Origin of the sequence: Chitinophaga jiangningensis (assembly GCF_900142605.1) — a bacterium.
Lineage (GTDB): Bacteria > Bacteroidota > Bacteroidia > Chitinophagales > Chitinophagaceae > Chitinophaga > Chitinophaga jiangningensis.
In genome coordinates, this window is sequence record NZ_FRBL01000010.1 from 182,230 (window position 1) to 205,088 (window position 22,859).

The following is a 22,859-nucleotide window of genomic DNA, read 5'->3' on the forward strand; positions in this document are numbered from 1 at the left end:
CATACGTCATCACATCCTATGGGACTAAAAATTATTATCACCGGGGCTACCGGTATGGTGGGAGAAGGAGTATTGCTAACCTGCCTGGAAAATCCGCAGGTAGAGCAGGTGCTGATCGTAAGCAGAAGGCATTACGATTTTACACATCCTAAGCTGACAGAGCGACTGGTGCCTGATTTTTTCCGCCTGGATACCATAGCAGCGGACCTCAAAGGATTTGATGCCTGTTTCTTTTGTGCCGGCGTAACGTCCATAGGCAAAGGAGAGGATGAATACAGGCGTTTAACATACGATACCACTATCGCTTTTGCGCAGCAATTGCTCGCCCAAAGCCCTGACATCTCCTTTATTTATGTTTCCGGTGCCGGTACTGACTCCTCAGAAAAAGGCAGGAGCATGTGGGCCCGCGTAAAAGGCAAAACTGAAAACGACCTGGCTAAACTGCCTTTTAAAAAAGAATATAATTTCCGGCCAGGATTCATGAAAGCAGTACCCGGACAAAAAAATCCGCCCAGGCTCTACTACGCTTTCGCCTGGATGTATCCCTTCCTGAAACTGTTGATGCCCAACATGACTTCCACGCTGCAACAAGTGGGCACTGCTATGATCAACGCAGTTACCAAAGGCTATCCTGCCAATGTGCTGGAGGTAAAAGACATCAATAAGCTGGGAGCACAATAGCATGATAAGTTGAGGGCCTAACGGGCATGAATAGCCGTAGTTTACTTTGAATTGTTGGGGGAAATCTTTACTTTCGGACCAACGATAGTTTGCCAGCTTTGGCTGAAAGGTAAACCCCCTCTACTTATATCTATGGTATTCAACTCCTTTGAGTTTGCGCTATTCCTGCCAATCGTGTTCATCTTGTATTGGCTGGTAGCAAAAGGCTCCCTGCTATTTCAAAACCTGGTGTTGTTGGCGGCCAGCTTTGTGTTCTACGGAATGTGGGATTACCGTTTCCTCTTCCTGTTGTTTTTCTCCATCCTGCTGGATTATACTTCCGGCTTGCAGATACATGCCGCCAAAACACCCAGGGCCAGGCAATGGTGGCTGTTTGCCAGCATCGTCATCAACCTGGGTTTCCTGTTTTTTTTCAAGTATTACAACTTCTTCGTGGATTCGTTTTCGGACCTGCTGCGGACTTTCGGACTACAGCCGCATGTCTGGACGCTGAAGATCATACTACCGGTGGGCATTTCGTTTTATACCTTCCATGGCCTGTCGTACGTGATAGATATTTACCGGGAAAAAGTAACGCCTACACGTAATTTCACGAACTACGCTTTATTTGTAAGCTTCTTTCCCTTGCTGGTAGCTGGCCCCATTGAAAGGGCTACGCATCTGTTGCCGCAAATAGAGCAGCCGCGCCGGTTTGAGCTGAGCAAGGCTGCGGATGGCCTGCGCCAGATTCTCTGGGGTCTGCTCAAGAAAATGGTGATTGCCGATGGTTGTGCTTTTTATTCCAACCAGATCTTTGATAATCCGCATACCTATTCCGGTAGTACGCTGGTGGTGGGTGCAGTGTTGTTTGCTTTCCAGATTTACGGGGACTTTTCCGGGTATTCGGATATGGCGCTGGGTATAGCGCGACTTTTTGGATTTGAGCTGCTACGCAATTTTGCATATCCCTATTTTTCCAGGGATATCGCGGAGTTTTGGCGTCGCTGGCATATTTCGTTGTCGTCCTGGTTTAAGGATTATGTGTATATACCGCTGGGCGGCAGCAGGGAAGGGCGTTTTAAAGCAATCCGTAATACGTTTATCATCTTTTTGCTGAGTGGGTTCTGGCATGGTGCCAACTGGACGTTTATCCTTTGGGGTGGTATCCATGCTTTGTATTTTCTGCCATTATTGCTGGCCAACCGTAACCGTAAGAACATGGAAATTGTGGCACAGGGGCGCCGGTTACCATCCGTGCCGGAGGCCTGGCAGATGGTGCGTACGTTCGCGCTGGTTACTTTCGCCTGGATTTTTTTTCGTGCAGAAAGCATGCAGGAGGTGGCAGTGTATATCAGTGGTATTTTCTCTGCTTCTCTTATAGAGATGCCGGTGATATTTCCGAAAGGTTTGCTCTTGCTTACAGCACTTTTTCTGTTGGCAGAGTGGCAGGGGAGGGAGTATCCTTATGCCCTGGCCAATCTCGAACCGCGCTGGCCGAGGCCTGCCCGCTGGGCATTGTACACGGTGCTGCTGTTTTGCCTGATCCTGCTGAAATCCGAACAACAACAATTTATCTATTTCCAATTCTGATATGAGAACATTCCTGATACGCCTGCTGATTTTCAGTGCACTCTTTGCCGGGCTCGTAGTGATAGCTGCCTATAAACTGGCGCAGCCTGGGGAAATGGACTATGTAGGTGGAATTGTGGTTAAACATAAACGGCTAAACGAAATTAAAGGTCCGCGGTTGATTTTTGCCGGCGGCTCCAATATGGCATTTGGTTTAGATAGTAAGGCTGTAGAAGACTCCCTCAAAATACCGGTGGTAAACCTGGCGCTGCATGGCGGGCTGGGGCTGGATTTCATGCTGGAGGAACTAAAAGATGTGGTGCGTAACGGTGATGTGGTGATATTGTCGCCGGAATATTTCCTGGAAGCAGGTCGCTATGAGCTGGATGCTGCAGTGGCGGCTTTTATGCCGGCATCGAAAAAATATTTCAAGCATGATTTTTATACGGTGTTTAAGTATGGTGTAGAATCGCGCTTTACGCAGATCGGTTATAACCGCGACTACCTGATGGCGCGGTGGCGCAAGCGGAATGCACCACCGGAAAGGGATTATGCCGCGGAGGTTTATTCTCATAAAGCATTTAATAGTTATGGAGATGTGGTGGCACATTTGGATTTACCTTCGTATGGGGCTCCTAAAGTGCCACTGAAGCTATATGCGGGATATTGGGATGGCATACCTAAAATCAATGCTGCCAGCAGGATACTGGCGCAACGGGGTGTAAAGTTTTACTTCGTGTTCCCTGCTTTTTGTGCTTCCTCTTTCAACAACAATGCAGCTACGATAGCGAATCTGGAAGCTACCCTGCACAGGGACTTACAGATTCCGGTTATTTCCGGGCCGCAGGATTTCGTATATCCGGATACGTTATACTATGATTCCTATTACCATCTCACCAAAACCGGAAGAAACCTCCGTACGCAGCAGTTGATAAAGCTGGTGCAGCCGCTGACGGCGCAGCTGCACGGGGAAAAAATGTTACTCTCCAACAGATAAGTCCGGTAAGCTGCTGGCATAATAAATGTGATCGTGATCATTATCACCAACACCTTTTAACGATGCAGCAGAATACGTTTACCCGTCGCCAGGTATTAGCCGGAATAGGCAGTACGCTGGCTGCTTTATCACTACCTGATGTGGTGGTGGCCGCAGGCAATGTGCATGCGGCTGCCGGCCCGGAAGATCCGCTAGGCAAATATCCCAAACCTCCTTTTAAAGAGCAGTCGCAGCCCTGGCCCGGCCTGGCTTCCAAAATGGAACCGCAGCCTGACCACGGGGAAAAGAGCTATAAGGGTAGCGGCCGGCTGGCAGGCCGTAAGGCGCTCATTACCGGTGGAGACTCCGGTATGGGCCGTGCTGCGGCAATTGCCTATGCCCTCGAAGGTGCAGATGTAGCCATCAACTACCTGCCGGCGGAAGAAGCCGATGCAAAGGAAGTGATCGCACTGATTAAGGCAGCGGGGTGCAAAGGAGTGGCCTTGCCGGGCGATTTGCGGGAAGAAAGCTTTTGCAGGAAATTAATTGCTGATGCAGTGAGTGCATTGGGAGGGCTGGATATACTGGTGAGCAATGCAGCGCGACAACAAACAAGAGCATCCATTCTGGATGTGAGCAGCGAAGATTTTGATGCCACCATGAAAACGAATATCTATGCGCCGTTCTGGTTAATCAAGGCTGCTTTGCCGCACCTGAAGCCGGGATCGGTGATCATTGGTACTTCTTCCGAACAGGCTTACGATCCCAGTGCCGACTTATACGACTATGCACAAACGAAGGCGGCAACCACCAATTTTGTAAAGTCGCTGGCCAGGCAACTGGCGCCCAAAGGCATCCGTGTAAACGGTGTGGCGCCGGGTCCTATCTGGACACCTTTGCAGGTAAGCGGTGGGGCTACCATGGAAAAGCTGAAACAGTTCGGGGGTAATACGCCGATGGGCCGGCCGGGGCAACCGGTGGAGCTGGCCTCGATTTATGTGCAGCTGGCAGCGGCTGATGCCAGTTATGCTACCGGGCAGGTATATGGCTCATCCGGTGGAGCGGGGCAGCCTTAGCTTACCAATATGCTACGTCATTAGCAACGGTGCCGTTGGCATTAAATACAACGTGCTCATCGTGCGGCTTGCCATCGAGGTCTACCTGGTAGTATACTTTACCATTTTTCTCGAGTCGGTCGGCATCGTCGATGTGGAAGCCTTTGTACTGTGTGGCAATAGCATTGCGAACGGCAGCAGGGAGCTCATTGGGGCTGATTTCGCGTTTATAGGTCTGCAGTTTACCAGCAGCGTCATAGAGGGCTTTGTATTCGCGCCGGTCCACCTTAAATTCTGCTTCATACAGGTTACCTTTCATTTCCCATTCTACTTTGGAAGTTCTGGGGAATTTCAGCTTAAATGCCTTCACAATGGCTACCGGTACCTGGGAGGCCGGAATGTCCTGTGCTGTGGCGTAGCCTGCGAATGCGAACAGCACTATGGAGAGCAGGAATGTTTTCATGATGGTGCTTTATTCTTTTAACAACTGCAGGGAAAGAATGTTCCATTGAACAACCGGCCGCATGTGTATGTTAAGGAAGCATATACGTAACGCATGAATACATTCTGGAGAAATCTCAGGCGCACTACTGCTGCCGGCGCACTGCTTTTATTACCAGTTTTTGCGGTAATATTTTTAATCCTGAAAATAGCAGAGTTAGTAAAAAAGATAGTGATGCCGGTGGCGCATCATTTCCCCATTGAGATCCCCGGTATCGGCAAAGAGACGGTGGTGACCATCCTGCTATTGTTAATACTGTGCTTTTTAGCGGGAGTATTTATGAAGTCGAAGCCAGCGCAGCAATTTAAAAACTGGCTGGAAACGAAGATACTGGTTCATATTCCCGGTTATTCTTATTTGCGAGCATTGTCCACTGATAAACTCAATAGTCAGGATCAGTCGTGGCGCCCTGCCAGTGTGCTGATTGACGGTAACGAGGTGATTTGTTTTGTGGTAGATGAAACTGAAAATTACTACAGCTTGTTTTTTCCGGGGGCACCTACACCTACGTCGGGTACGGTTTCGGCGCGGTTGAAGGGGGATGTGCGACTCCTGCCAATATCGGTGAGTGAAACATTTATGATTATCCGGCAGTTGGGTGTTGGTGCTGCTGCTGTCCTTGAAAACCTGGACAGGCAGCAGCCTCTGGCAAAATAATTTATTCTTTACTGCCTCTTTCCACCTGCTTAATATCTTCTGCCCGGTTCTGGTGGAAGTCGAAATGACGGAATTCCTCCGTGTCCGGTAATTCCACCGTATAGCTTTCCAATTGGTCTATTTCAATGGTGACCCCTGAGAGGGTGAGGTCTACAATATGGCCGCCGTGTTTTTTATCTGCCGATAAAAAATGAAAATGATAGCCGGAGATATTGGTATTATCCATGTATGCGGGGAGGCGGTAGCCTACCAGTTCGCCTTCAATATTTTCAAATTCAAAGAATTTTTGCTGTGGGATCATGCTTGCCAGTGTGGGGTAGGGGTGTGAGGTTACCGGTGGAAAGGCGCGTGTTTTAAGGTATTTAAACCTGCCTTTGATATGTACTGCATATAGACCGTTTTTTTGTGGCATGAGTGTATCCAGCATGGTAAAAAACATCGATTTGCTGATAACCGCAGGTGCCCGGAGGCGGCGTTTGGTCACAAAAGGATGCACCATGGCAAAGGATACCAGGTGGTTGCCCGGTAATACACGGGTGGCGCCGGTGGACGTGGTTTGATAGGCCACGCCGTTGAGTACAAGCAGCTCCCCGTCTATTTTATCTGGTGCGCCGAGGCCGAAGTTGCCGTGCTGCAGCAGTTTACTGACCGGGTAAAATCCTTCGAACAGGCCGCCCATCAGTCCGGAGGCTACGCCTGCGGTGAAAAGGTGATGGGGTTTTGCCTGCTGGGCGTTTCCATGCTGATGTAACGCTATGCCAACTAATAATAGTATCAGGTATTTTTTCATGGGGTGATTTTATATTATAAAGATAACATCTTGTACTGCTGAAAAAAAACTTGTATTTATGTAGTCAACTACGTAGTTTTATACCTAAATTGGAATAGCTTATGGAAAAGGACATCAGACTGCTTTATAATGACGCCTGTGCGCAGGTGATCGACATCATTTTACCTATACAGGTACACGAGTTTAATGTGCCCATTACGGCTGCGGATCAGCCGGACCTGCAGGACCTGGAAAGTAACTACCATCAGGGTGGAGGCGGATTTTGGGGGGCTTTTGTGGATGGAGAACTGGTGGGTACGATTGCCCTGATCAATACCGGCCACGCGGCAGGTGCTATCCGCAAGATGTTTGTGAAAAAAGAATTCAGGGGTAAGGAGCTGGGGTTGGCGCAGGCATTACTGGAAACACTGATGGAATACAGCCAAAAAAATGGTATCCGGGATTTATACCTCGGTACGGTACCCCAATTAAAAGCAGCGCTGCGGTTTTATGAGCGCAATGGATTTGCACAGATAGCTGTGGAGCATCTACCACCTTATTTCCCGAGAATGGCTGTAGATACCTTATTTTACCACCTGGAAATGAAATAAGGTATGAGTAATGTAATTAACGAGTCGGGTATCCTGGCGATATCAACGCGTTTGCAGCGCCTGGCCGACAGTTTGCGAAAAGACGGGCAGCAGATTTACAAGGCGCATGGGATTGACTTTGAACCAAAGTGGTTTCCGGTGATTTATACCTTGCATTTGAAGGATACCATGAGTGTAATGGAGATTGCCGCCGAGATAGGCTATACACATCCGTCGACTATCAGTCTGCTGAAAGAGCTGGAAAAGCAAAAGCTGATCCGCTCCCGGAAAGACAGGCAGGATGAGCGAAAGCGCCTGCTCACACTATCCGAGAAAGGGCAGGAGCTGGTGCAGCAGATGTTGCCGGTATGGAAGCGCATGGAAAAAGCGCTGACGGCATTAACGAATACAACTAATAACCTGATGGCTGCTATTGCGGAGGTGGAAGCACAGATGGAGGAAAAAGGATTCTACGAAAGGGAGCGGGGTATCAGGTAAGGCAAGGTTGTAGCTGGGAGATTCCGACCACAACCTGCCAGGATATTATTTACGATCGATGTAAGTAAATTTGAGTTCAGCCAATGACTCATTGTTGATGGTCATGCTCTGGGCAGTCAGCTGACCATGTGCATCATAGGTGTTTTTCACAGTTACGGTACCATTGTAGCTGGAGCTTTGAATGTTCATACCATTGATATTGTTAAAACCGGTTGAAAGCAAGGGAACACCTATCTGTTCAGTATTCAGCAAAGCTGCAATATAGTACATACCACCAAAAAGGTTTTGCATGGCATTAGGCTTGTTATCGTAGGAATAAATAATGCTTACTTTTTCACTTTCAGTGGTGTTGGGTGAGCTATAATATGCAGTACTGTTATATTTAGTAAGGTTGAAGGTCTGTGGGTCATATGTTGCCTCAAAATAATCCAGACGCTTTATGGACCCACTTGCAATGGTATCCCTGGAGCCGCCAAAAATAATCCCGCCATTACCGATCAGGTACGCCTGTTTAGAGGCTTCACCTTCATGGCCTGGAGTAAAGCGATAGGAAAACATAGAATCTCCCCGAAATGCCAGGCTATCAGTAGTCATATGGGTACCGTTGATATCGTAATGCTTTAATGCCGTGTAGGCGCCATTGCTGTTGTATATCACCTGGTAATAAGAGGCATATTTTTTTGCGTAGTCATCATACATAAATATTTTGTCCGGGCTGTTCTTATCGTTATAGCTGATGCTATCCAGTGGTTGGCCGTCCAGGTAAATTACACTGGGCAGGCTCACCGCTACAGGTACAGCTGCAGGCCCATCATTTTTACTACAGGCAGCAATTAGGGATACTAAGGCAACAGCAGTCAACATGCGCACATGAGAGTGGCCAGTTCGGGAATTTTGCAGATGGGAGAGCGGTTTGTGATAGAGCAGGTGACCCGTACTACGGAAAATGTGATGGGAAATCTTACCAGGGAGGGATATATGGTATTAGAGCGGGAGGCAGTGACTGTTGAAACCTACGCTGCTACCACTGCTCAAAATATTTCTGTGGAAGCCGGGCAGGTTACTGAATCGGCCATTGCCGGAGCAGGGCCTTTTGAGGCAGCTACGGTAAGGGCTACACCGGTGATTCCTCCGGGAGGTGGAGGAAGGGTTATTTTAGTGGAAGTGAGTACAAAAACGGGTACCTATGCCAGTGTGTGCGGGACTAGTCAGGCGGCAGCATCGGTGTTGATGGCGGCAGCGATGGCGATGGGGAGGAGTGGTTGGAGAAATACAGCTGTTGAACAAACCACGGATAAAGACAAGGAAGAACAAGATGATTGTAAAATTTGTACGGAGCAGCCATATATAGAAATTATATGTAAGAAGGCAGGAAAAGTAAATGGGAAAACATATGCACTGAATAGATTATGTAAGGAACTGGATATCAAAACGCGGACTGAAACCCTTAGAGCAATCAGTAATTTACCAACGTTAGATCTTCAGAAATTTATCAGGGATGTGGCAGGCAGGATCGATGATAAATGTTTGACTGTGGAAATACCCGAACCATTTTATGATAATCTGCACGCACTAAATGCAGATTTGATAGAGGCATACGAAATATATGCTGAAAGAAAATGCATAAGAGTTTCCCTTCCTGCGCTTCGCTCATTGGTCGTAGCCCGTAAGAATGAAAAGTTAAAGGCAGATCCGTTTGCATTAAAAGACCTCCAACAGTATAAGCAAATTGTTTCGAACATAGGCGCGCAACTAAACGAAACCGGGCGATTGGATCAATATTTTTTCCGGCATTTGAGTGCATTTGCGAAAAAGCCTTTTATGACACGCATTAAGAATTTTGAGGCCTTTATGCCTATGATTACGAAGGATGGTGGAGTAGGAATGGGATTGGCTGGGGCAGACTGGGTGATGTTGTATATGATCAATCACGCTGATCAGTTTAAAGGTGTGATTTATTTTGAAAAATCGGCAGATTTAAGTGGCACTCAGTTTACGGGTCGGTATTCCGATGTGCGCACTGAGGATGGGGGTAAAACCAATATTTTCGAATTTAAAAGTGTTGGCGAATGGACGGATGGCCATACTAAGCAATTATACAAGGACCTAGCTACAAATGTGACAAACCCTGACAATCTACACTGGATTATTGATGGTGCTAAACTGGGGGATAGGGCAGCCCTAAAAGAAGCAATTAAGGAAAGTATGCAGAATAATACCAGGTTGTTTGCCCTTATCCCGGTTTCCAGAATGAAGATCTGGTTTGGAACAGAAAATTTACCTGATAGCGAAGAAGGATATGACGCCTGCTTTGACTATTTTCTGAATAGTTACTTTGATAATATTTTTGTAACGGAAAATTTGCGAGAGAAGGATGAATCATCTGACTATTAGACTGAATGTAAAATACGGTATCAATACATGTAGATTCGATAGAAGATAGTATATTGAACATAAAGTTTTTCTAATTACGACAATTCTTCAAAAATGTATCAGAAAATTGACACTGTTTATGGCCTTTTTGCTCCGAAAATTTATAAAGGAATTATTGTCGGTACAAAGTTTGACGATCGGGAAATTCTAAGAGTTGGACCAGACCTTGGAAAAAAGATCAGTCAATTAGGAAATTTGACCAGTCGTATCATAACCGTTGATGACGAAAAGATACTTATCGCTAATAAGGAAGGAGTTTTCCTGCTTGATAATGACTTGCAAATTACCGAACGGTTCCCCATACTGCCAGCTAACATGCAAGACCTGGTGGCGGACGGGGATATATTGTATGGCACCATCAAAGAGCAGCAGGGAGTGTTGGTAACCAAGTATGATTACGTTGCAGGTACAATTATATGGCAAACGACTGTAGCAGCGGCAAACCAGGTGCTATTACATAACGGGTTTTGCTATGTTTGGGGTAGCACCGGCCTGGTAATGACGGCAATAAATGCGGCATCAGGCGTAATCATTTGGCAACATACTTATGCGGAGACTTCGAGCCCCTTTGATTATAACTTCCAACCATATCTCACAAATAGACACATAATTGTGAGATATGCCTCTGAAAATATGCATGGTTTAGCGGCAGTAGACTTACAAACAGGGAAGGAGCAATATCGTCAGGTGGTAACACCGAAGAGTATTTGTGTTGGAAGATTGATTTATGCCTTAAAAAAAGAAGATGAGCGTAATTATCTTGCTGTAATCGATGATGACACCGGTGAAGATCAGCTGTATGATATTTCAGTTATCGTCGCCCAAACCTTTGAGCTGCCATACAAAGGATTATTCATCGCAGCAGATAGCACTGCGATTTATATTTGGAGTGAAGATGAAAAGAAAGCATTGATATTTAACACGAAGAATTACGAGATGATAGGTCATTTTCAGATGGAAACAGAAGCCTGGTATTTACAAGAAATTATATCTGAAATGAATGGTAACCGCCTTTATCTGATAACGAATGATGGTGAAATACAGGTGATGGAAAAGAAATCCTGATTATCTAATGCTTGTTAACAACTTCAGCAAAATGTCAATTGATTTTAATTGTATTTGAATAATAAGATATACATACAGCAGTATACCAAAAAGGTTATATCTTTTGCTGTCAACCTGAAGATGTTAAAAGGAAGACAGTGACGGGAGAAATGCATTGTTAGCGAATGAATGATCTAAACAGGGCTTGCATGAACTATGAATTACTAAAAAAGATTGATAATATAAAATCTGCTCAGGTATATAGTAAGGAGGTCGTAGGTCTTACAAGTGAGGGGAACCAGTTTATACGAGTAAATGGGGCTGATTCAGTGCATGTAAGCAAACTTGAAGGAGGGGAAGAGCTTGGTGATTACAGACTTCTGGAGGCGACTCCAAATTCAATGCTGGTTTATGACAAATATGGTGTACATAGACTTGACGGAGACCTGAATATTATTGCCACCTATCCACCGCTCACCTCTTTATATTTATATAAGGTGGTTACTGGCCCTTTTTTATATGGATCTACCTGGATAGGAGAGAAACCCGGCCTGATATGTTACAACTTTGAACAAGGTGAGAAAGTCTGGGCCATTGAAACATCAAAATTGTATGATGTATATGCAATAAATGACTTCTGCTATTTATGGAAGAAGGACGAGCTAATAATAGAATGCTATGAGGGTATGACCGGGGAATTAAGATGGTCTAAGAGATATATAGACAATAGCAGGGCGGCAAAAAGTGATTATAAAGCCTTATTTACAGATAGCTCTATAATATTAAGGTTTGATTCAAATGATGGCTCCGGTGCAATTGCACTGGATTTAAGGACAGGGGAAGAGATTTACCAGTTAACAAATTACCAGCCCTTGTTAGTTCAGCATAATATAGTTTATGGCTTAAAGTATGGAACCGAAGGAGACAAGGTAATCCTACTAATAATAGACGGGGAAAATCGTCAGGTAGTTATTGATATCAATGAGATTGTGGACCGCCATTTCAAATACATGATTAGCGGTATTAATGTCACTTCATCTCATTTTTATTTCTGGAGCATTTTTGATGCAAAAACGATTGCCGTTAATGCCGTTTCAAAAGATGTGGACTGGGAACACGGAATGGAATCCTCTGGAACATTGACAGGCCTTGTAGTTGGGAATGATGGTGATTTTATAATGGAAGTATCCGATGTAGGGGAGGTATTTATTTGGGAAAGAACCTAAGTTCCAGATGACTATAATCCTGTAATCAGTCACCTTTTAATAATCCTCCTATGACCCGCTATACCTATCCCGCCCTTTTCCTTTTATCCCTGCTCTGCAGCTGCTATAAAGAAACAGGCGTACCCGTGAATATCGATTTCTCCTATAAGCTGCCGGCTGACTTACGTACCGTGCCGGTGAATGTGGCTTTCAGTAATCTCAGCACCGGCGCCTCCCATTACCACTGGACGTTTGAAGGTGGTGAACCAGCTGTATCTGATTATGAAAATCCGGGAACCATCCGGTTTAAACAAGCGGGTACCTATACCATCACGCTGGAAGCCTGGAATGAAGATGAACGCCGGCAAAAATCCCTGACCATTCAACTGGACAGCGCAGTGAATATCAACTTCGATACCCTGGTATTAGTCAATCATTTTTCGCCGGTGGAAGTACAGCTAACGAACAAGAGTATCGGCGGCAGCACCTATGACTGGACTTTCGAAGACGGTATCCCTGCCACCTTTCAGGGGGCCGCGCCGCCAAATGTAGTTTTTACCACTCCCGGGGATCATACCATCCGCCTGCGCGTGAGCAACGGCGGTCAGGAATTTGTAACGGAGAAGAAAATAACGGTATTGCCTGCTCTCACCGTGGATGCCAGCTGGCAGTATGCTTTTGAGGACGAAGATCAGGAGGCGCCGCTTACCGCTATGTTGCACGGAAGTGCCGCCAATTTCTTAACGCAGCAGTGGAAGGCTGGTGGAGGTACAATTAAAAATGACACCGCCGGCAACACCAGCATTTATTTCAAAGATCCCGGAACTTATGAAGTGATCTATCAGGCCGCCAACGGTAAGGATACCAAATCCGTTACCAGAACAATTACGGTGAAGCCCAATAGTTTCATTAGTATTTTGAGAGATATAAAGCTGGGGATTAACGCTGCCCATGGTACGGTTGGCTCGTTCTATGCCATACGCCACCGGCGCGTCTATAAAAAAGACGAGGATATCACCATTGCCGGTAAGGATATTGACCTGGTGTTTTTCGGACTAAGTGCTACCTTTGGGTTTAATAAATTTATTTCCCCGGATTCAGCTACTGCATTTTCTTTTCCATTGATCCCGGGCGCCACTCGTACCCGGTATGTAAACACTACAGAAACCTGCGGCTGTGGCATCTCCCTAACAACAACTGATTTTGATAAAATCCAAAATGACGACTTGTTTAAACAGTTTCATATCACCGATCAGATGAATGGCGGTGTGCAGTTTAATAACACCCTGCTACCTCGCATTGTACCATTTGAAACTGCGGATGGGCGTCGCGGTGCCATCAAAATCAAACAATACGTTGCAGATGGTATAAATTCCTATGTCATCGTCGATATTAAAGTTCAGAAATATGAATAGCCCTTACTGTTAGCCTATGAAAAAAATTGTACTAATGCTATGCCTGCTATGCCCGTTGCCGTTATGGGCACAGCAGATTGACCTGGAACATATTGGTGATTTCTTTGGTAAAGGTCAGCCTCTCAAAGTCTATGGTGGTATTTCGGCTAATACCATCTACCATGCCGGCGGTATGGAGAATGGCCGGCAGCCGTTTACCTGGAACCTGAATGGTACACTGGGACTTAACTTGTTCGGCAAGATTAGTCTCCCTTTTTCCTTCAACCTCACCAATGCTGGAGCTAACTACTCTTATCCGGTGATGCCGAACCGGCTCAGTTTACACCCTGCCTATAAAGGTGTTACAGCCCATATCGGAGATGTGTCCATGTCGTTTTCACCGTATACTCTCAACGGTTATCAGTTTAGTGGTGCAGGTGTGGATGTGGCCACGCAAAAAGACTGGCAAATCAGCGCCATGTATGGCCGCATGCAGAAGCCGGTATCCTGGGATAGCCTCAATCCCACCAATCAACCGAGCTATCGCCGTATGGCCAAAGGTCTGAACCTTCAGCTGCGCAAAGAAAAGTACGCTATAGGCATGATTATTTTTCATGCTGCTGATGATCCCGAATCGCTGCCACTGCACCTGGATTCACTCAATATCTACCCAAGATCCAACCTGGTGATAAGCTGGAACGGAATGGTACGCCCGGCCAAAGGCCTGGAGCTCTCCGCCGAGTATGCCAACAGTGCCATGAAGCTGGATAACCGGGATCATTCGGTAGCGCCCAACTATCGCTGGAACCTGTTAAAGTACCTGATGCACCAGGCAAATAACACCACGTTTTATAAAGCCTTTAATGCAAAGCTGAATTATAGCATCCATAAAGGAACTGTGGGGGTTGGTTATGAAAGGATCGATCCGGGGTACCAGACCCTGGGCGCTTACTATTTCAACAACGACCTGGAAAATATCACTTTCAATGTGTCGCATCCTTTGCTTAACAATAAGGCCACCATTGCGGTGAACGTAGGCTTTCAGCGGGATGATCTTGATAAAACCAAGTCCGGCACCACCTCCCGTATGGTAGGGATGATGAACCTGAATTATATGCCTTCGGATAAATTCAATTCCACGCTCACCTATTCGAACTTCCAGAGCTACATGCATATCAAGCCACAGTTTGATTACATCAATCAAACCAGTCCATTTCAAAACCTGGATACGCTGAACTTTAAGCAGATTTCGCAGAATGCGGCCTGGAATCTAAACTATAGCATTCGAAATAATAAGCTGCGTAACCACAACATCAATTTAAATCTGAACTTCCAGGATGCTGCTGATCTACAGGACGGCGTGTTGCGCAAGGGCAATGGTTCACAGTTTTACTATGCCAGTACTGCATATTCATTGCTTTTTGTTAAGCAGCAGTTGAATCTGGTCGCTGCTTTCAACCTGAGTTACAATACCATCGGCAGAAATGAATTTTTAACCATGGGGCCAACGCTGGCTGCCAATACCAGATTATTGAACAAAAAGGCATCCGCAGGTTTTACTACCTCTTATAATGCCAGTAACAGTGGGGAAGGTGCACAGGGCCAGGTGTTGAACCTACGGCTCAATTGTAGTTATCAGTTGCTGAAAAAACACAATTTAACGCTATCGGCTATACGTCAAACCAGATGGATGCCTGCAAGGCCTGCGCTGAACGATCTGACGGCAACTGCAGGCTATAATTATAATTTTTAACCTGCGTGCAGGCGGACTAAAATAAACCGAATTTTTCCGGCAGCGTAATCTTAATATCCAGGTTGGTGACAAAGCTGCCTTTACCGGCGGTAAAATTATGATCCACACCGCCGTAAAAGTTGAGCCAGAGGCCATCCACCGGGTTGAATTCCGCTCCCAGGTTCAGGAAGCTGTGATGTTCGGCATAGCGCCCCCGATACTGATACTGGAATTCACCAAAGCCTTTTACGCGGTTGGTGCCCATTACATATCTAACCGGAACGGATATATTGAAATAATTAGTAGCATCTTTTTTCAGCACGGTATCTGTTGAAATGCCGGCGTTCACCCCGAAAAGCGTTTGTCCGTTTTTGCCGGTACGCAGGGCATAGGTACTCCAAAATCCAACCTGTGCAAATCGAATATTGCCGATCATACTGTCTCGTGAAGCGCCCATAACGGCAAGGGCAAAATCGAGTTTATCTGCATTCCAGTTTTCCCTTTTATAATCTTTTTTAAAGTTTGCAAACCAGGCGTCGAATTCGGGTGCTTTGGCGTTATATACATATTGGTCATATGCCTTGGCCCAGCTGCTATCTGTTTTTATTTTTTTATGGAGATAATAATCCCAATCGGGCAGCTGATCAGGTATGGCGGCGGCGCGGATGATGGTGGAATCACCGGGGTTTTCCGCCAGTGCCCATTCTTTTACCGACTCCAGATTTTTCGCTGCAAAAGCCTTGCGGATGGCGCGTGTTTCCAGTCGGAGCTCCCCAAGTGCAGCAATAATTTGTTGCAGGGCTTTACGGTCGGTGGCCATATCTCCGTCATCAATTATGTTGATTCGGAAGCCCAATGCCAGCTTGCGGGCGTTCACGCCGAGGGTGGTATCGCGGGAGCTGCCCAGAGATACCCGGAAGCTGTGCCAGGTGCGATATTGTTTATAACGGTGGTCCAGCTGAACCACCGTTGTTTTGGCATTAAGCAGCTGCGCAGGTGCTATTTCCAGTGCAAATGCCCTGGGGATAATAATTTTATCTCCCTGAAAAAACTCAGACATAGCCACTGCCACCGGCATGGGGGTAGAAGGTCGGAGGAGGTTGGAAGGCCCGGTACCCAAACTTTTAAATGCCGGCATATCCGGCACAATGAAATTGAGCCGCATTTTGCTGAGTGTCAGCGAATCCAGTTGCTGACCCCGGGCTGCCACTGTTACCAGCAATAGGGCGCAGAAGAAGTATCTAAACATAACGGATGTACGAATATCAGCTGGCCAGCAGCCGGATGAACAGAATGGTGTATTGGCCTTTGCCGGTGAGCACTCCGGTTTCTTCTACAAAGCCCAGGCAGGCCTTATCCTGCCATATTTCCAGGCGGATGCGGTAACCGGGGGATTGCACGGGGTTAAGTCCTACGTAGGTAGCATCCAGGATCACCCGGCGACCATGGAGCAGGTCGGGCGTAAAGGGCAGACTGGCAACATCATCCTCCGGATTGAGGTTATCACCCTGCAACAGGCTGATCGTATTATTGCTGCCGGCTTCCCGTAAAATGATCTCATAGTTGACAGGGGCAATGGTACTTTGCGGAAAGATAGCTTTTGCACGCAAAGCGCCGCCATCAGGCTTGAAGTAAACTTCCTTCATGTGGTGGGGAGTTAGTATTTATTGGCTCGGTTGACGTAGGTCAGGTGTTTTTGCAAAAATAGGAATACCATGGGAAAATGCCATATGCAAAGTCCAATAATAATTGCGTTTTGCAGGCATTATTATGTAGTAAATAACCTTGTTTATAAGGTTTTGTTATTTTACGGAGATTGTGTTTTGATAGACGCCAGCATGGCGTCTCTACACGATATTATACTGTTAATGCCCTGCAATAATTATTACTATTAGAAGCACTATTGATCCACAAAGTAGAGACGCCTTGCAGGCGTCTATTCGAGTAGATCTTCTCCAACATCTTCGCTAAAATCCATTCACCTTAAAAATTCCACTATTGACAAAAAATTACTTCCTTCCTACCGCCTCATTTTCCCATTCATACCGCAAATTCCGCATCTTCATCCAGTAAGGACAATACACGGCAATGAAAACCAATTGAGCCACGGGCGGCATGCCAAAAAGGAAGCTGACAACGGCAGATACGGAATATAAGACGGCGATCACTAACACGATACGTACCGCATATTTCATTTCCAACAACACAGGGACGCTCATGCCCAGCAAAATAGTTGCCGGCACCAGCGTGATACTGGCTACCATCACGGTGAGATATAACGGAACATCCGTGAAAATACTACCGGAATTGCGCAGCATCATTTTCATGCCTCCAATGATCAATATGATAGCTAAAGCCAGTGATGCCCAGGCATAGATTTTTGCCATTAATGGCAATACTTCGTGTCGGCGTAAAGGTGATACGGGGATGTCTTCGAAAATTGTTTCTTGTTCCATAGGTTTGGTTGACGTGCAAAAATACTAATTAACCTGAGCCTCGAATTCCCATTTACGTTGTATGCGGCGCAGCATCAGCCAGTAGGGGAAAAAGACGATGGTAAGAATAAACGGTGCAAGTGCAGTCGACATTATCAGAAATACAATTACATCAAAAGCAAGAAAAACAAATGCAAGCAGGTTACAGATGATAATAGCATATTTCTTTCCTAATAAAACAGGGATACTTATTAAAAAGAATACAACACTACACATGACCGCCATCAATATCTGACCATTTGTTACTGGACGCCCCTGTGGATCGGGAACGGCAGAAATCAGGAACATGCCTGCAGTTGCTAAAAGATAAAAAGCGCCGATTACAACCGCTACCCAGGCATATATTTTCGCTACAAGCGGTAATAAATCTCTCCTGCGCGGGTATGCGTCAGGAAATTCAGTTCCAAAAATGCTTTCTTGTTCCATTGGTATAGATGAATGGCTGGCAAGGTACAAAATAGCTGCCGGACTCATTCAATCCTGCACCTGCAAAATGTGCACAACATTCTACAGAAAGCCAGGCTGGTATTGTGATTTGAAGCAGCGTTTACAGGTGATAGCGGTGTGGTTCACTTCTTGATATGGTTATCATGTATCAAATTGTTTGTTATGGCAGCGCAATCTCTTACTCCCTCCTGGCTCAAGCGTAAAGCCTATTTCTGGGTAACATTTATTCTCTTCGCCGTATCCGTAGCGGCCCATTGGTATTTTGGCTGGAAGGATTTCAGCAGCGAACAACTGGCACATGGGCAGCCAATTATCGTAGGCGACTACGTAAACCAGATGATGCGGGAAACTTTTGAAAACTGGCAGTCCGAATTCCTACAGCTTATCTGGCAGGTAGTAGGTTTATCCCTGCTCTGGTACTGTGGTTCGCCACAATCCAAAGAAGGAGACGACCGGCGTGAAAAGAAACTGGATTTCATCATCCGCCGGCTCGATCCTGAAAATGCTGAAGCACTGTTGAAGGAGTGGGAACAAAAGTATCCCTGTAAATAACTATTTCGTTTTTGCCACCGTGGATTCCCGGATAATCAGTTTGGTAGGGAGCTGCGTAGTAGGCGCCTTCTTGATAGTGTAATCATTTTTCACTTTGGCATTTAACTCCTGCAGTAACATTTCCGCGGCCATGCGGCCTATTTCACCTGTAGGCTGCGCCACCGTGGTAAGGCCCGGGTATACCAGTCCGGCTGATAAGTCGTTACTGAAGCCTACAATCGCAATATCCTGCGGAATGCGCAATCCCTTTGCCTTCACCACTTCCATGGCCGCAATGGCCGTAGGATCGTTAATGGCAAACAACGCATCCGGTGGTGTTCCCAGGTCCAGGAAATGCTTCATGTATATTTTTACTTTTTCTATAGTGAGATCATAAGACAACACCAGGTCGGGGTTATAGGGAATGCCATGTTTTTTCAACGCATCGAGGTAACCTTGGCGGCGCAGCCTGGAATTTACCAGTGCATCCGGACCCGCCAGATGCGCAATACGTTTCCTTCCTATACTGATCAGGTGCTCCACCGCCTGGAATGCCGCCTCGTAATCATTTACAATCACATTCGGCACATTCAGCTCCTCCGGCACCCGGTTAAAAAACACCAGGGGCACGCCACGGCGCTGCGCCAGCGCGAAATGGTCAAAGTTCCGCGTCTCTTTGGTGTGGGATACAATGATCCCGTCTACCCGGTAAGATAATAACAACTTCATGTTATCTACCTCTGTTTCATAGGATTCATTTTGCTGGCATATCACAACGTTGTAACCGGCAGCCTGCATCACATCCTGCACACCTACTATCACGCTCGGAAAGTAGGTAGACATAAACTCTGGCACCATGATACCTATGGTATGGGTAGTATGCTTGCTAAAGCCCAGTGCGAGTGAGTTTCGCTGGTATTCCATGGTGGAGGCCAGCTCCAGCACCGCCTTTCGCGTGTGTTCCTTCACGTTAGGATGGCCCGTGAGCGCCCGCGATACGGTGGACTTAGAGATATTTAATTGCTTCGCAATGTCAATAATTGTCGTGTACTTCGATTTCATACGTGGATAGTTTACGCAACCGGGATCAAAAATAATCATTTGGGAACTATCCCAAAATATTGGGACCGTTCCCATGAAAAATAATTCCCAAAAAGTTTTGAATGCTCAGATTGTTTACCAAAATTGGGATCGAATTATTCCATGTTATCGAAGAAAGTGCCTTATTTGACAGGTACTCATTATGTGTCCCGGATAAACACCAAGATCCACAGTTATGAATAAACAGTTCGCTAAATTAATGGGAATTTTCCCAATTTTACTCATCCCAATGTTGGCATTTGGCCAGCAGCTGACGGTGAAGGGTAAGGTGACCAGCGCAGAAAACGGAGAAATACTGCCTGGGGTAACGGTCAGGGTGAAGGGAGCTTCCGAAGGTGCCGTCACAAATGTAGATGGCCGCTACTCGGTTACAACAAAACAGGGGGATGCCACCCTCGTATTCACTTTTACAGGCTACAATTCGCTGGAAGTACCGGTCAACGGCCGCACCACCGTAGATGTAGTACTGCAAACAGACAACAAAGTCCTCGACGAAGTGGTAGTAGTAGGTTACGGTACGCAACAAAAAGCCAACGTAGCCGGCGCCATCACCTCCGTGAAAACTGCTGATCTGAAACAAACACCTATCTCAAACGTGGTACAAGGCATACAGGGCCGCGTATCAGGGGTGCAGATCACACAAAACTCCTCTGCACCGGGCGGTAGCATCAGTATGCGCATCCGCGGTGTAAACTCCATCAACGGTACCTCCGAGCCCCTCTATGTAGTGGACGGCGTACAATTATCCAACTCCGGGGGCGTTAACGATATCAGCTCCCTTTCTATTATCAATCCAAACGACATTGAATCGGTAGCGGTACTCAAAGATGCCTCTGCCACCGCCATCTACGGCGCCCGCGGCGCTAACGGGGTTGTACTCATCACCACCAAACGCGGTAAAGCCGGTAAAACCATGGTAACCTACGATGGCTACTATGGGGTGCAAAACACCACCAAACGCATGAACATGATGAACGCAGCGGAGTTTGCCGCGCTGGAAAATGAAGTCTATAAAACCACGGTATACGCCAACCCGGAAACACTGGGCGAAGGCATAGACTGGCAGGATATGATCTTCAGAAGTGCACCTATGCAAAGCCACCAGGTATCAGTAGCCGGTGGCACCGAAAAAACGCAGTTCGCCTTGTCTGGTAACTACTTCAAACAGGAAGGCGTAATCATCAACTCGGACTTTACCCGCTACTCCTTCCGTCTCAACTTCGACCACCGCGTTAACAACGCAGTAAAAGTAGGGGCCAGCATGCTCACCAGCTTCGTTGTTAATAACAGCATCCCTACAGGTTCTTCCAGTATCGATGCCGGCGCAGTTACCACCAGCATTCTCGGAGCCGCCATGGGCGCACCTCCTACGCTGAAGCCTTATGACGAAAACGGGAATATACTCCCCTTCGGCGACCAGATGAACAGCCGCTACCGCGAAGTAGTAAACCCACTGGGCCTGGCACAGATTCTCAACCGCGATAAAATCAACCGCACCCTGGGAAATTTGTACGCTGAAATTACCCCGCTGAAAGGACTGACTTATCGCGCTAACTTCAGCCCGATTCTGTCTTCTTCTCTCAATGACTACTACTCCCCACGTTCCATCGTAAACAGTGGTGACTTGTCCAGCGGCGCCGGTAAAGCACAGAAAAACAATTCCAACACACTCGTGCTGCTGTTTGAAAACATCGTTACCTATGAAACACGCATCGGTAAAGAACATTCGTTAAAAGCAACCGGTGTATTCGCCACTCAATCCAACAACGCAAATTCCAATAGCATCAATGCCAGCAATTTCCCGAACGATGCTACTGCCAACGAAGCAGTGCAGCTGGCAACCATCAGAACCGTAAACAGCAACCGTTCCAAAGACAGGCTGGATTCTTACATGGGTCGCATCAACTACGGCTTCCGCGATAAATATCTGCTGGACCTGATCGCCCGCGTAGACGGCTCTACCAAGTTTGGCGAAAACAATAAATATGGTTTCTTCCCCGCAGCTGCTTTCGCATGGCGCGCTTCTGAAGAACCATTCATTAAAAATATCAACGCCATCAGCAACCTGAAACTCCGCCTTAGCTACGGTACAACAGGTAACGCCGGTGCGATCGATGCTTACAAATCGCTCTCCCTGCAAGGTACCAGCGGCCAGTATTACTTCAACCATGAGCCGGTTACAGGTATTAGCCCTACCGGTATCGCCAACAAGGACCTGAAATGGGAACGCTCCGTGCAGGCCGACTTCGGATTTGACCTGGGGCTCTTCAGGGATCGTTTGAATGTGACCGCCGATATCTACCATAAAAAGACAGATGATCTGCTGTTTGTTCGTGCCCTGCCCGGCTCCTCCGGATATGCCGATGTAACAGGCAACTTCGCCAGCATGGAAAACAGAGGGGTTGAATTCTCTGCGGATGCTATCATAGTGGATCGTGCGGTGAGATGGTCCGTTGCAGGTAACATCTCCTTTAACAAGAATAAACTTTTGAGCCTTGCCGGCGGCCTCGATGAATACGCTGTTAGTAACTATCAGGTGATGCAGATCGGGCAGCCTTTAGGTTTATTCAAAACTTATGTATTCGACGGAATATACCAAACGGGTGAAACCGTGTTGGATGGCTCTGGTAGCCGCACCGGCGGTGTAAAAGTGAAAGACCTGAACGGTGATAAAGTGATCAGCGCCGCTGACCAGGAAGTAGTGGGAAATGCCAATCCGGATTTCATCTATGGCTTCTCCACTAACCTCAGCTACAGGCAATTTGATTTCAGTGCTTTCTTCACTGGTACCCAGGGTAACAAAGTATATAACCTTACCCGTTACTCTTTCGAAAATCCACTGGGAAGCAGAAATATGTATGCTGCATTAGTGGATCGCTGGTCACCCACCAACCCATCTAATGAATATGTGAGTGGCTTTCAGGGTGGACGTTTACCGCTTACAGACCGCTTCATGGAAGATGGTTCGTTCCTCCGTTGCAAAAACATTACACTGGGCTACCGGGTTCCAAAAATCAAAGGCATTTCTTCTGCAAGAGTATACGTGAGCGCTAACAACCTCTTCACGGTTACAAAGTATACCGGCTTTGACCCGGAAGTAAACAGCTTCGGCAACTCTAACAAACAAATTGGGGTCGACAACCTGGTATATCCTACCGCACGCTCGTTCCTCGTTGGTTTACAGGTGGGTTTCTGATGTTT

General features: G+C 46.7%; 22 protein-coding genes. 14 read left to right on the top strand and 8 right to left on the bottom strand.

Annotated features, from left to right (window positions below; all coding sequences use genetic code 11):
* Positions 1-18: 18 nt before the first annotated feature.
* The 4 genes from BUB18_RS24915 to BUB18_RS24930 all read left to right on the top strand — a co-directional run bounded on the left by BUB18_RS24915 (position 19) and on the right by BUB18_RS24930 (position 4,281).
* Complete coding sequence (locus BUB18_RS24915) at positions 19-681, top strand: NAD-dependent epimerase/dehydratase family protein (RefSeq protein WP_073086338.1); 663 nt, start codon at positions 19-21, stop codon at positions 679-681.
* A 132-nt stretch (positions 682-813) separates the two neighbouring features.
* On the top strand, positions 814-2,250 hold the full coding sequence (locus tag BUB18_RS24920) for an MBOAT family O-acyltransferase (protein WP_073086340.1): 1,437 nt from the start codon (positions 814-816) through the stop codon (positions 2,248-2,250).
* 1 nt (position 2,251) lies between these two features.
* Complete coding sequence (locus tag BUB18_RS24925) at positions 2,252-3,226, top strand: hypothetical protein (protein WP_073086342.1); 975 nt, start codon at positions 2,252-2,254, stop codon at positions 3,224-3,226.
* Between the two features lie 62 nt (positions 3,227-3,288).
* A complete protein-coding gene (locus BUB18_RS24930) occupies positions 3,289-4,281 on the top strand; it encodes an SDR family oxidoreductase (RefSeq protein ID WP_073086344.1) in 993 nt (330 codons plus the stop codon).
* Between the two features lies 1 nt (position 4,282).
* Here BUB18_RS24930 and BUB18_RS24935 read toward each other — a convergent pair whose 3' ends face one another.
* Positions 4,283-4,723: a PepSY-like domain-containing protein gene (locus BUB18_RS24935; protein ID WP_073086346.1), complete on the bottom strand. Its 441-nt coding sequence runs from the start codon at positions 4,721-4,723 to the stop codon at positions 4,283-4,285.
* 93 nt (positions 4,724-4,816) lie between these two features.
* Between BUB18_RS24935 and BUB18_RS24940 the strand changes: the two genes are divergently transcribed.
* Positions 4,817-5,419, top strand: a complete 603-nt coding sequence (locus tag BUB18_RS24940) for a DUF502 domain-containing protein (protein WP_073086348.1) — start codon at positions 4,817-4,819, stop codon at positions 5,417-5,419.
* A 1-nt stretch (position 5,420) separates the two neighbouring features.
* Here the strand turns inward: BUB18_RS24940 and BUB18_RS24945 are convergent, their stop codons facing one another.
* Complete coding sequence (locus BUB18_RS24945; RefSeq protein ID WP_083550744.1) at positions 5,421-6,209, bottom strand: acetolactate decarboxylase; 789 nt, start codon at positions 6,207-6,209, stop codon at positions 5,421-5,423.
* 101 nt (positions 6,210-6,310) lie between these two features.
* Here BUB18_RS24945 and BUB18_RS24950 point away from each other — a divergent pair, with 101 nt between their 5' ends.
* Both BUB18_RS24950 and BUB18_RS24955 read left to right on the top strand, forming a co-directional pair.
* Positions 6,311-6,799 carry a GNAT family N-acetyltransferase gene (locus BUB18_RS24950; protein WP_073086350.1) on the top strand — a complete coding sequence of 163 codons (489 nt, stop codon included), beginning with the start codon at positions 6,311-6,313 and terminating at the stop codon, positions 6,797-6,799.
* A 3-nt stretch (positions 6,800-6,802) separates the two neighbouring features.
* Complete coding sequence (locus tag BUB18_RS24955; protein WP_073086352.1) at positions 6,803-7,276, top strand: MarR family winged helix-turn-helix transcriptional regulator; 474 nt, start codon at positions 6,803-6,805, stop codon at positions 7,274-7,276.
* 45 nt (positions 7,277-7,321) lie between these two features.
* Here BUB18_RS24955 and BUB18_RS24960 read toward each other — a convergent pair whose 3' ends face one another.
* Complete coding sequence (locus BUB18_RS24960; RefSeq protein WP_073086354.1) at positions 7,322-8,140, bottom strand: hypothetical protein; 819 nt, start codon at positions 8,138-8,140, stop codon at positions 7,322-7,324.
* Between the two features lie 6 nt (positions 8,141-8,146).
* On the opposite strand from BUB18_RS24960, the gene BUB18_RS24965 reads away from it, so the two are divergent.
* The 5 genes from BUB18_RS24965 to BUB18_RS24985 all read left to right on the top strand — a co-directional run bounded on the left by BUB18_RS24965 (position 8,147) and on the right by BUB18_RS24985 (position 15,105).
* Positions 8,147-9,670 (top strand): hypothetical protein, encoded by a 1,524-nt coding sequence (locus BUB18_RS24965; RefSeq protein WP_073086356.1) that lies wholly within the window; start codon positions 8,147-8,149, stop codon positions 9,668-9,670.
* 93 nt (positions 9,671-9,763) lie between these two features.
* Complete coding sequence (locus BUB18_RS24970; RefSeq protein WP_073086358.1) at positions 9,764-10,774, top strand: outer membrane protein assembly factor BamB family protein; 1,011 nt, start codon at positions 9,764-9,766, stop codon at positions 10,772-10,774.
* Positions 10,775-10,962: 188 nt separating this feature from the next.
* Positions 10,963-11,979: a hypothetical protein gene (locus BUB18_RS24975; RefSeq protein WP_073086360.1), complete on the top strand. Its 1,017-nt coding sequence runs from the start codon at positions 10,963-10,965 to the stop codon at positions 11,977-11,979.
* 50 nt (positions 11,980-12,029) lie between these two features.
* A complete protein-coding gene (locus BUB18_RS24980; RefSeq protein ID WP_073086362.1) occupies positions 12,030-13,373 on the top strand; it encodes a PKD domain-containing protein in 1,344 nt (447 codons plus the stop codon).
* A gap of 16 nt (positions 13,374-13,389) precedes the next feature.
* Positions 13,390-15,105, top strand: a complete 1,716-nt coding sequence (locus BUB18_RS24985; protein WP_143160094.1) for a hypothetical protein — start codon at positions 13,390-13,392, stop codon at positions 15,103-15,105.
* Between the two features lie 16 nt (positions 15,106-15,121).
* Here BUB18_RS24985 and BUB18_RS24990 read toward each other — a convergent pair whose 3' ends face one another.
* From BUB18_RS24990 to BUB18_RS25005, 4 genes are all read right to left on the bottom strand, one after another.
* Complete coding sequence (locus BUB18_RS24990) at positions 15,122-16,333, bottom strand: hypothetical protein (protein ID WP_073086365.1); 1,212 nt, start codon at positions 16,331-16,333, stop codon at positions 15,122-15,124.
* Positions 16,334-16,349: 16 nt separating this feature from the next.
* The gene (locus BUB18_RS24995; RefSeq protein ID WP_073086367.1) at positions 16,350-16,730 is read right to left on the bottom strand and encodes a hypothetical protein; all 381 of its coding nucleotides are present in this window, start codon (positions 16,728-16,730) and stop codon (positions 16,350-16,352) included.
* Between the two features lie 363 nt (positions 16,731-17,093).
* Positions 17,094-17,540, bottom strand: a complete 447-nt coding sequence (locus BUB18_RS25000; protein ID WP_073086369.1) for a hypothetical protein — start codon at positions 17,538-17,540, stop codon at positions 17,094-17,096.
* 24 nt (positions 17,541-17,564) lie between these two features.
* The gene (locus BUB18_RS25005) at positions 17,565-18,005 is read right to left on the bottom strand and encodes a hypothetical protein (protein ID WP_073086371.1); all 441 of its coding nucleotides are present in this window, start codon (positions 18,003-18,005) and stop codon (positions 17,565-17,567) included.
* A 183-nt stretch (positions 18,006-18,188) separates the two neighbouring features.
* Here BUB18_RS25005 and BUB18_RS25010 point away from each other — a divergent pair, with 183 nt between their 5' ends.
* Positions 18,189-18,578 carry a DUF6766 family protein gene (locus tag BUB18_RS25010; protein ID WP_073086373.1) on the top strand — a complete coding sequence of 130 codons (390 nt, stop codon included), beginning with the start codon at positions 18,189-18,191 and terminating at the stop codon, positions 18,576-18,578.
* Here the strand turns inward: BUB18_RS25010 and BUB18_RS25015 are convergent, their stop codons facing one another.
* Positions 18,579-19,619, bottom strand: coding sequence for a LacI family DNA-binding transcriptional regulator (locus BUB18_RS25015; protein WP_073086375.1), 1,041 nt, complete (start codon positions 19,617-19,619; stop codon positions 18,579-18,581).
* A gap of 214 nt (positions 19,620-19,833) precedes the next feature.
* On the opposite strand from BUB18_RS25015, the gene BUB18_RS25020 reads away from it, so the two are divergent.
* Positions 19,834-22,854: a SusC/RagA family TonB-linked outer membrane protein gene (locus tag BUB18_RS25020; protein WP_073086377.1), complete on the top strand. Its 3,021-nt coding sequence runs from the start codon at positions 19,834-19,836 to the stop codon at positions 22,852-22,854.
* The last annotated feature ends 5 nt before the right edge of the window (positions 22,855-22,859 follow it).

Coding starts and splice junctions, on each gene's coding strand:
- BUB18_RS24925 (WP_073086342.1), top strand. CDS start 2,252: ATGAGAACATTCCTGATACGCCTGCTGATTTTCAGTGCACTCTTTGCC.
- BUB18_RS25005 (WP_073086371.1), bottom strand. CDS start 18,005: ATGGAACAAGAAAGCATTTTTGGAACTGAATTTCCTGACGCATACCCG.
- BUB18_RS25015 (WP_073086375.1), bottom strand. CDS start 19,619: ATGAAATCGAAGTACACGACAATTATTGACATTGCGAAGCAATTAAAT.
- BUB18_RS24930 (WP_073086344.1), top strand. CDS start 3,289: ATGCAGCAGAATACGTTTACCCGTCGCCAGGTATTAGCCGGAATAGGC.
- BUB18_RS24920 (WP_073086340.1), top strand. CDS start 814: ATGGTATTCAACTCCTTTGAGTTTGCGCTATTCCTGCCAATCGTGTTC.
- BUB18_RS24955 (WP_073086352.1), top strand. CDS start 6,803: ATGAGTAATGTAATTAACGAGTCGGGTATCCTGGCGATATCAACGCGT.
- BUB18_RS24950 (WP_073086350.1), top strand. CDS start 6,311: ATGGAAAAGGACATCAGACTGCTTTATAATGACGCCTGTGCGCAGGTG.
- BUB18_RS24965 (WP_073086356.1), top strand. CDS start 8,147: ATGAGAGTGGCCAGTTCGGGAATTTTGCAGATGGGAGAGCGGTTTGTG.
- BUB18_RS24970 (WP_073086358.1), top strand. CDS start 9,764: ATGTATCAGAAAATTGACACTGTTTATGGCCTTTTTGCTCCGAAAATT.
- BUB18_RS24990 (WP_073086365.1), bottom strand. CDS start 16,333: ATGTTTAGATACTTCTTCTGCGCCCTATTGCTGGTAACAGTGGCAGCC.
- BUB18_RS24945 (WP_083550744.1), bottom strand. CDS start 6,209: ATGAAAAAATACCTGATACTATTATTAGTTGGCATAGCGTTACATCAG.
- BUB18_RS24985 (WP_143160094.1), top strand. CDS start 13,390: ATGAAAAAAATTGTACTAATGCTATGCCTGCTATGCCCGTTGCCGTTA.
- BUB18_RS24940 (WP_073086348.1), top strand. CDS start 4,817: ATGAATACATTCTGGAGAAATCTCAGGCGCACTACTGCTGCCGGCGCA.
- BUB18_RS24995 (WP_073086367.1), bottom strand. CDS start 16,730: ATGAAGGAAGTTTACTTCAAGCCTGATGGCGGCGCTTTGCGTGCAAAA.
- BUB18_RS24935 (WP_073086346.1), bottom strand. CDS start 4,723: ATGAAAACATTCCTGCTCTCCATAGTGCTGTTCGCATTCGCAGGCTAC.
- BUB18_RS24980 (WP_073086362.1), top strand. CDS start 12,030: ATGACCCGCTATACCTATCCCGCCCTTTTCCTTTTATCCCTGCTCTGC.
- BUB18_RS24915 (WP_073086338.1), top strand. CDS start 19: ATGGGACTAAAAATTATTATCACCGGGGCTACCGGTATGGTGGGAGAA.
- BUB18_RS25010 (WP_073086373.1), top strand. CDS start 18,189: ATGGCAGCGCAATCTCTTACTCCCTCCTGGCTCAAGCGTAAAGCCTAT.
- BUB18_RS25020 (WP_073086377.1), top strand. CDS start 19,834: ATGAATAAACAGTTCGCTAAATTAATGGGAATTTTCCCAATTTTACTC.
- BUB18_RS24975 (WP_073086360.1), top strand. CDS start 10,963: ATGAACTATGAATTACTAAAAAAGATTGATAATATAAAATCTGCTCAG.
- BUB18_RS25000 (WP_073086369.1), bottom strand. CDS start 17,540: ATGGAACAAGAAACAATTTTCGAAGACATCCCCGTATCACCTTTACGC.
- BUB18_RS24960 (WP_073086354.1), bottom strand. CDS start 8,140: ATGTTGACTGCTGTTGCCTTAGTATCCCTAATTGCTGCCTGTAGTAAA.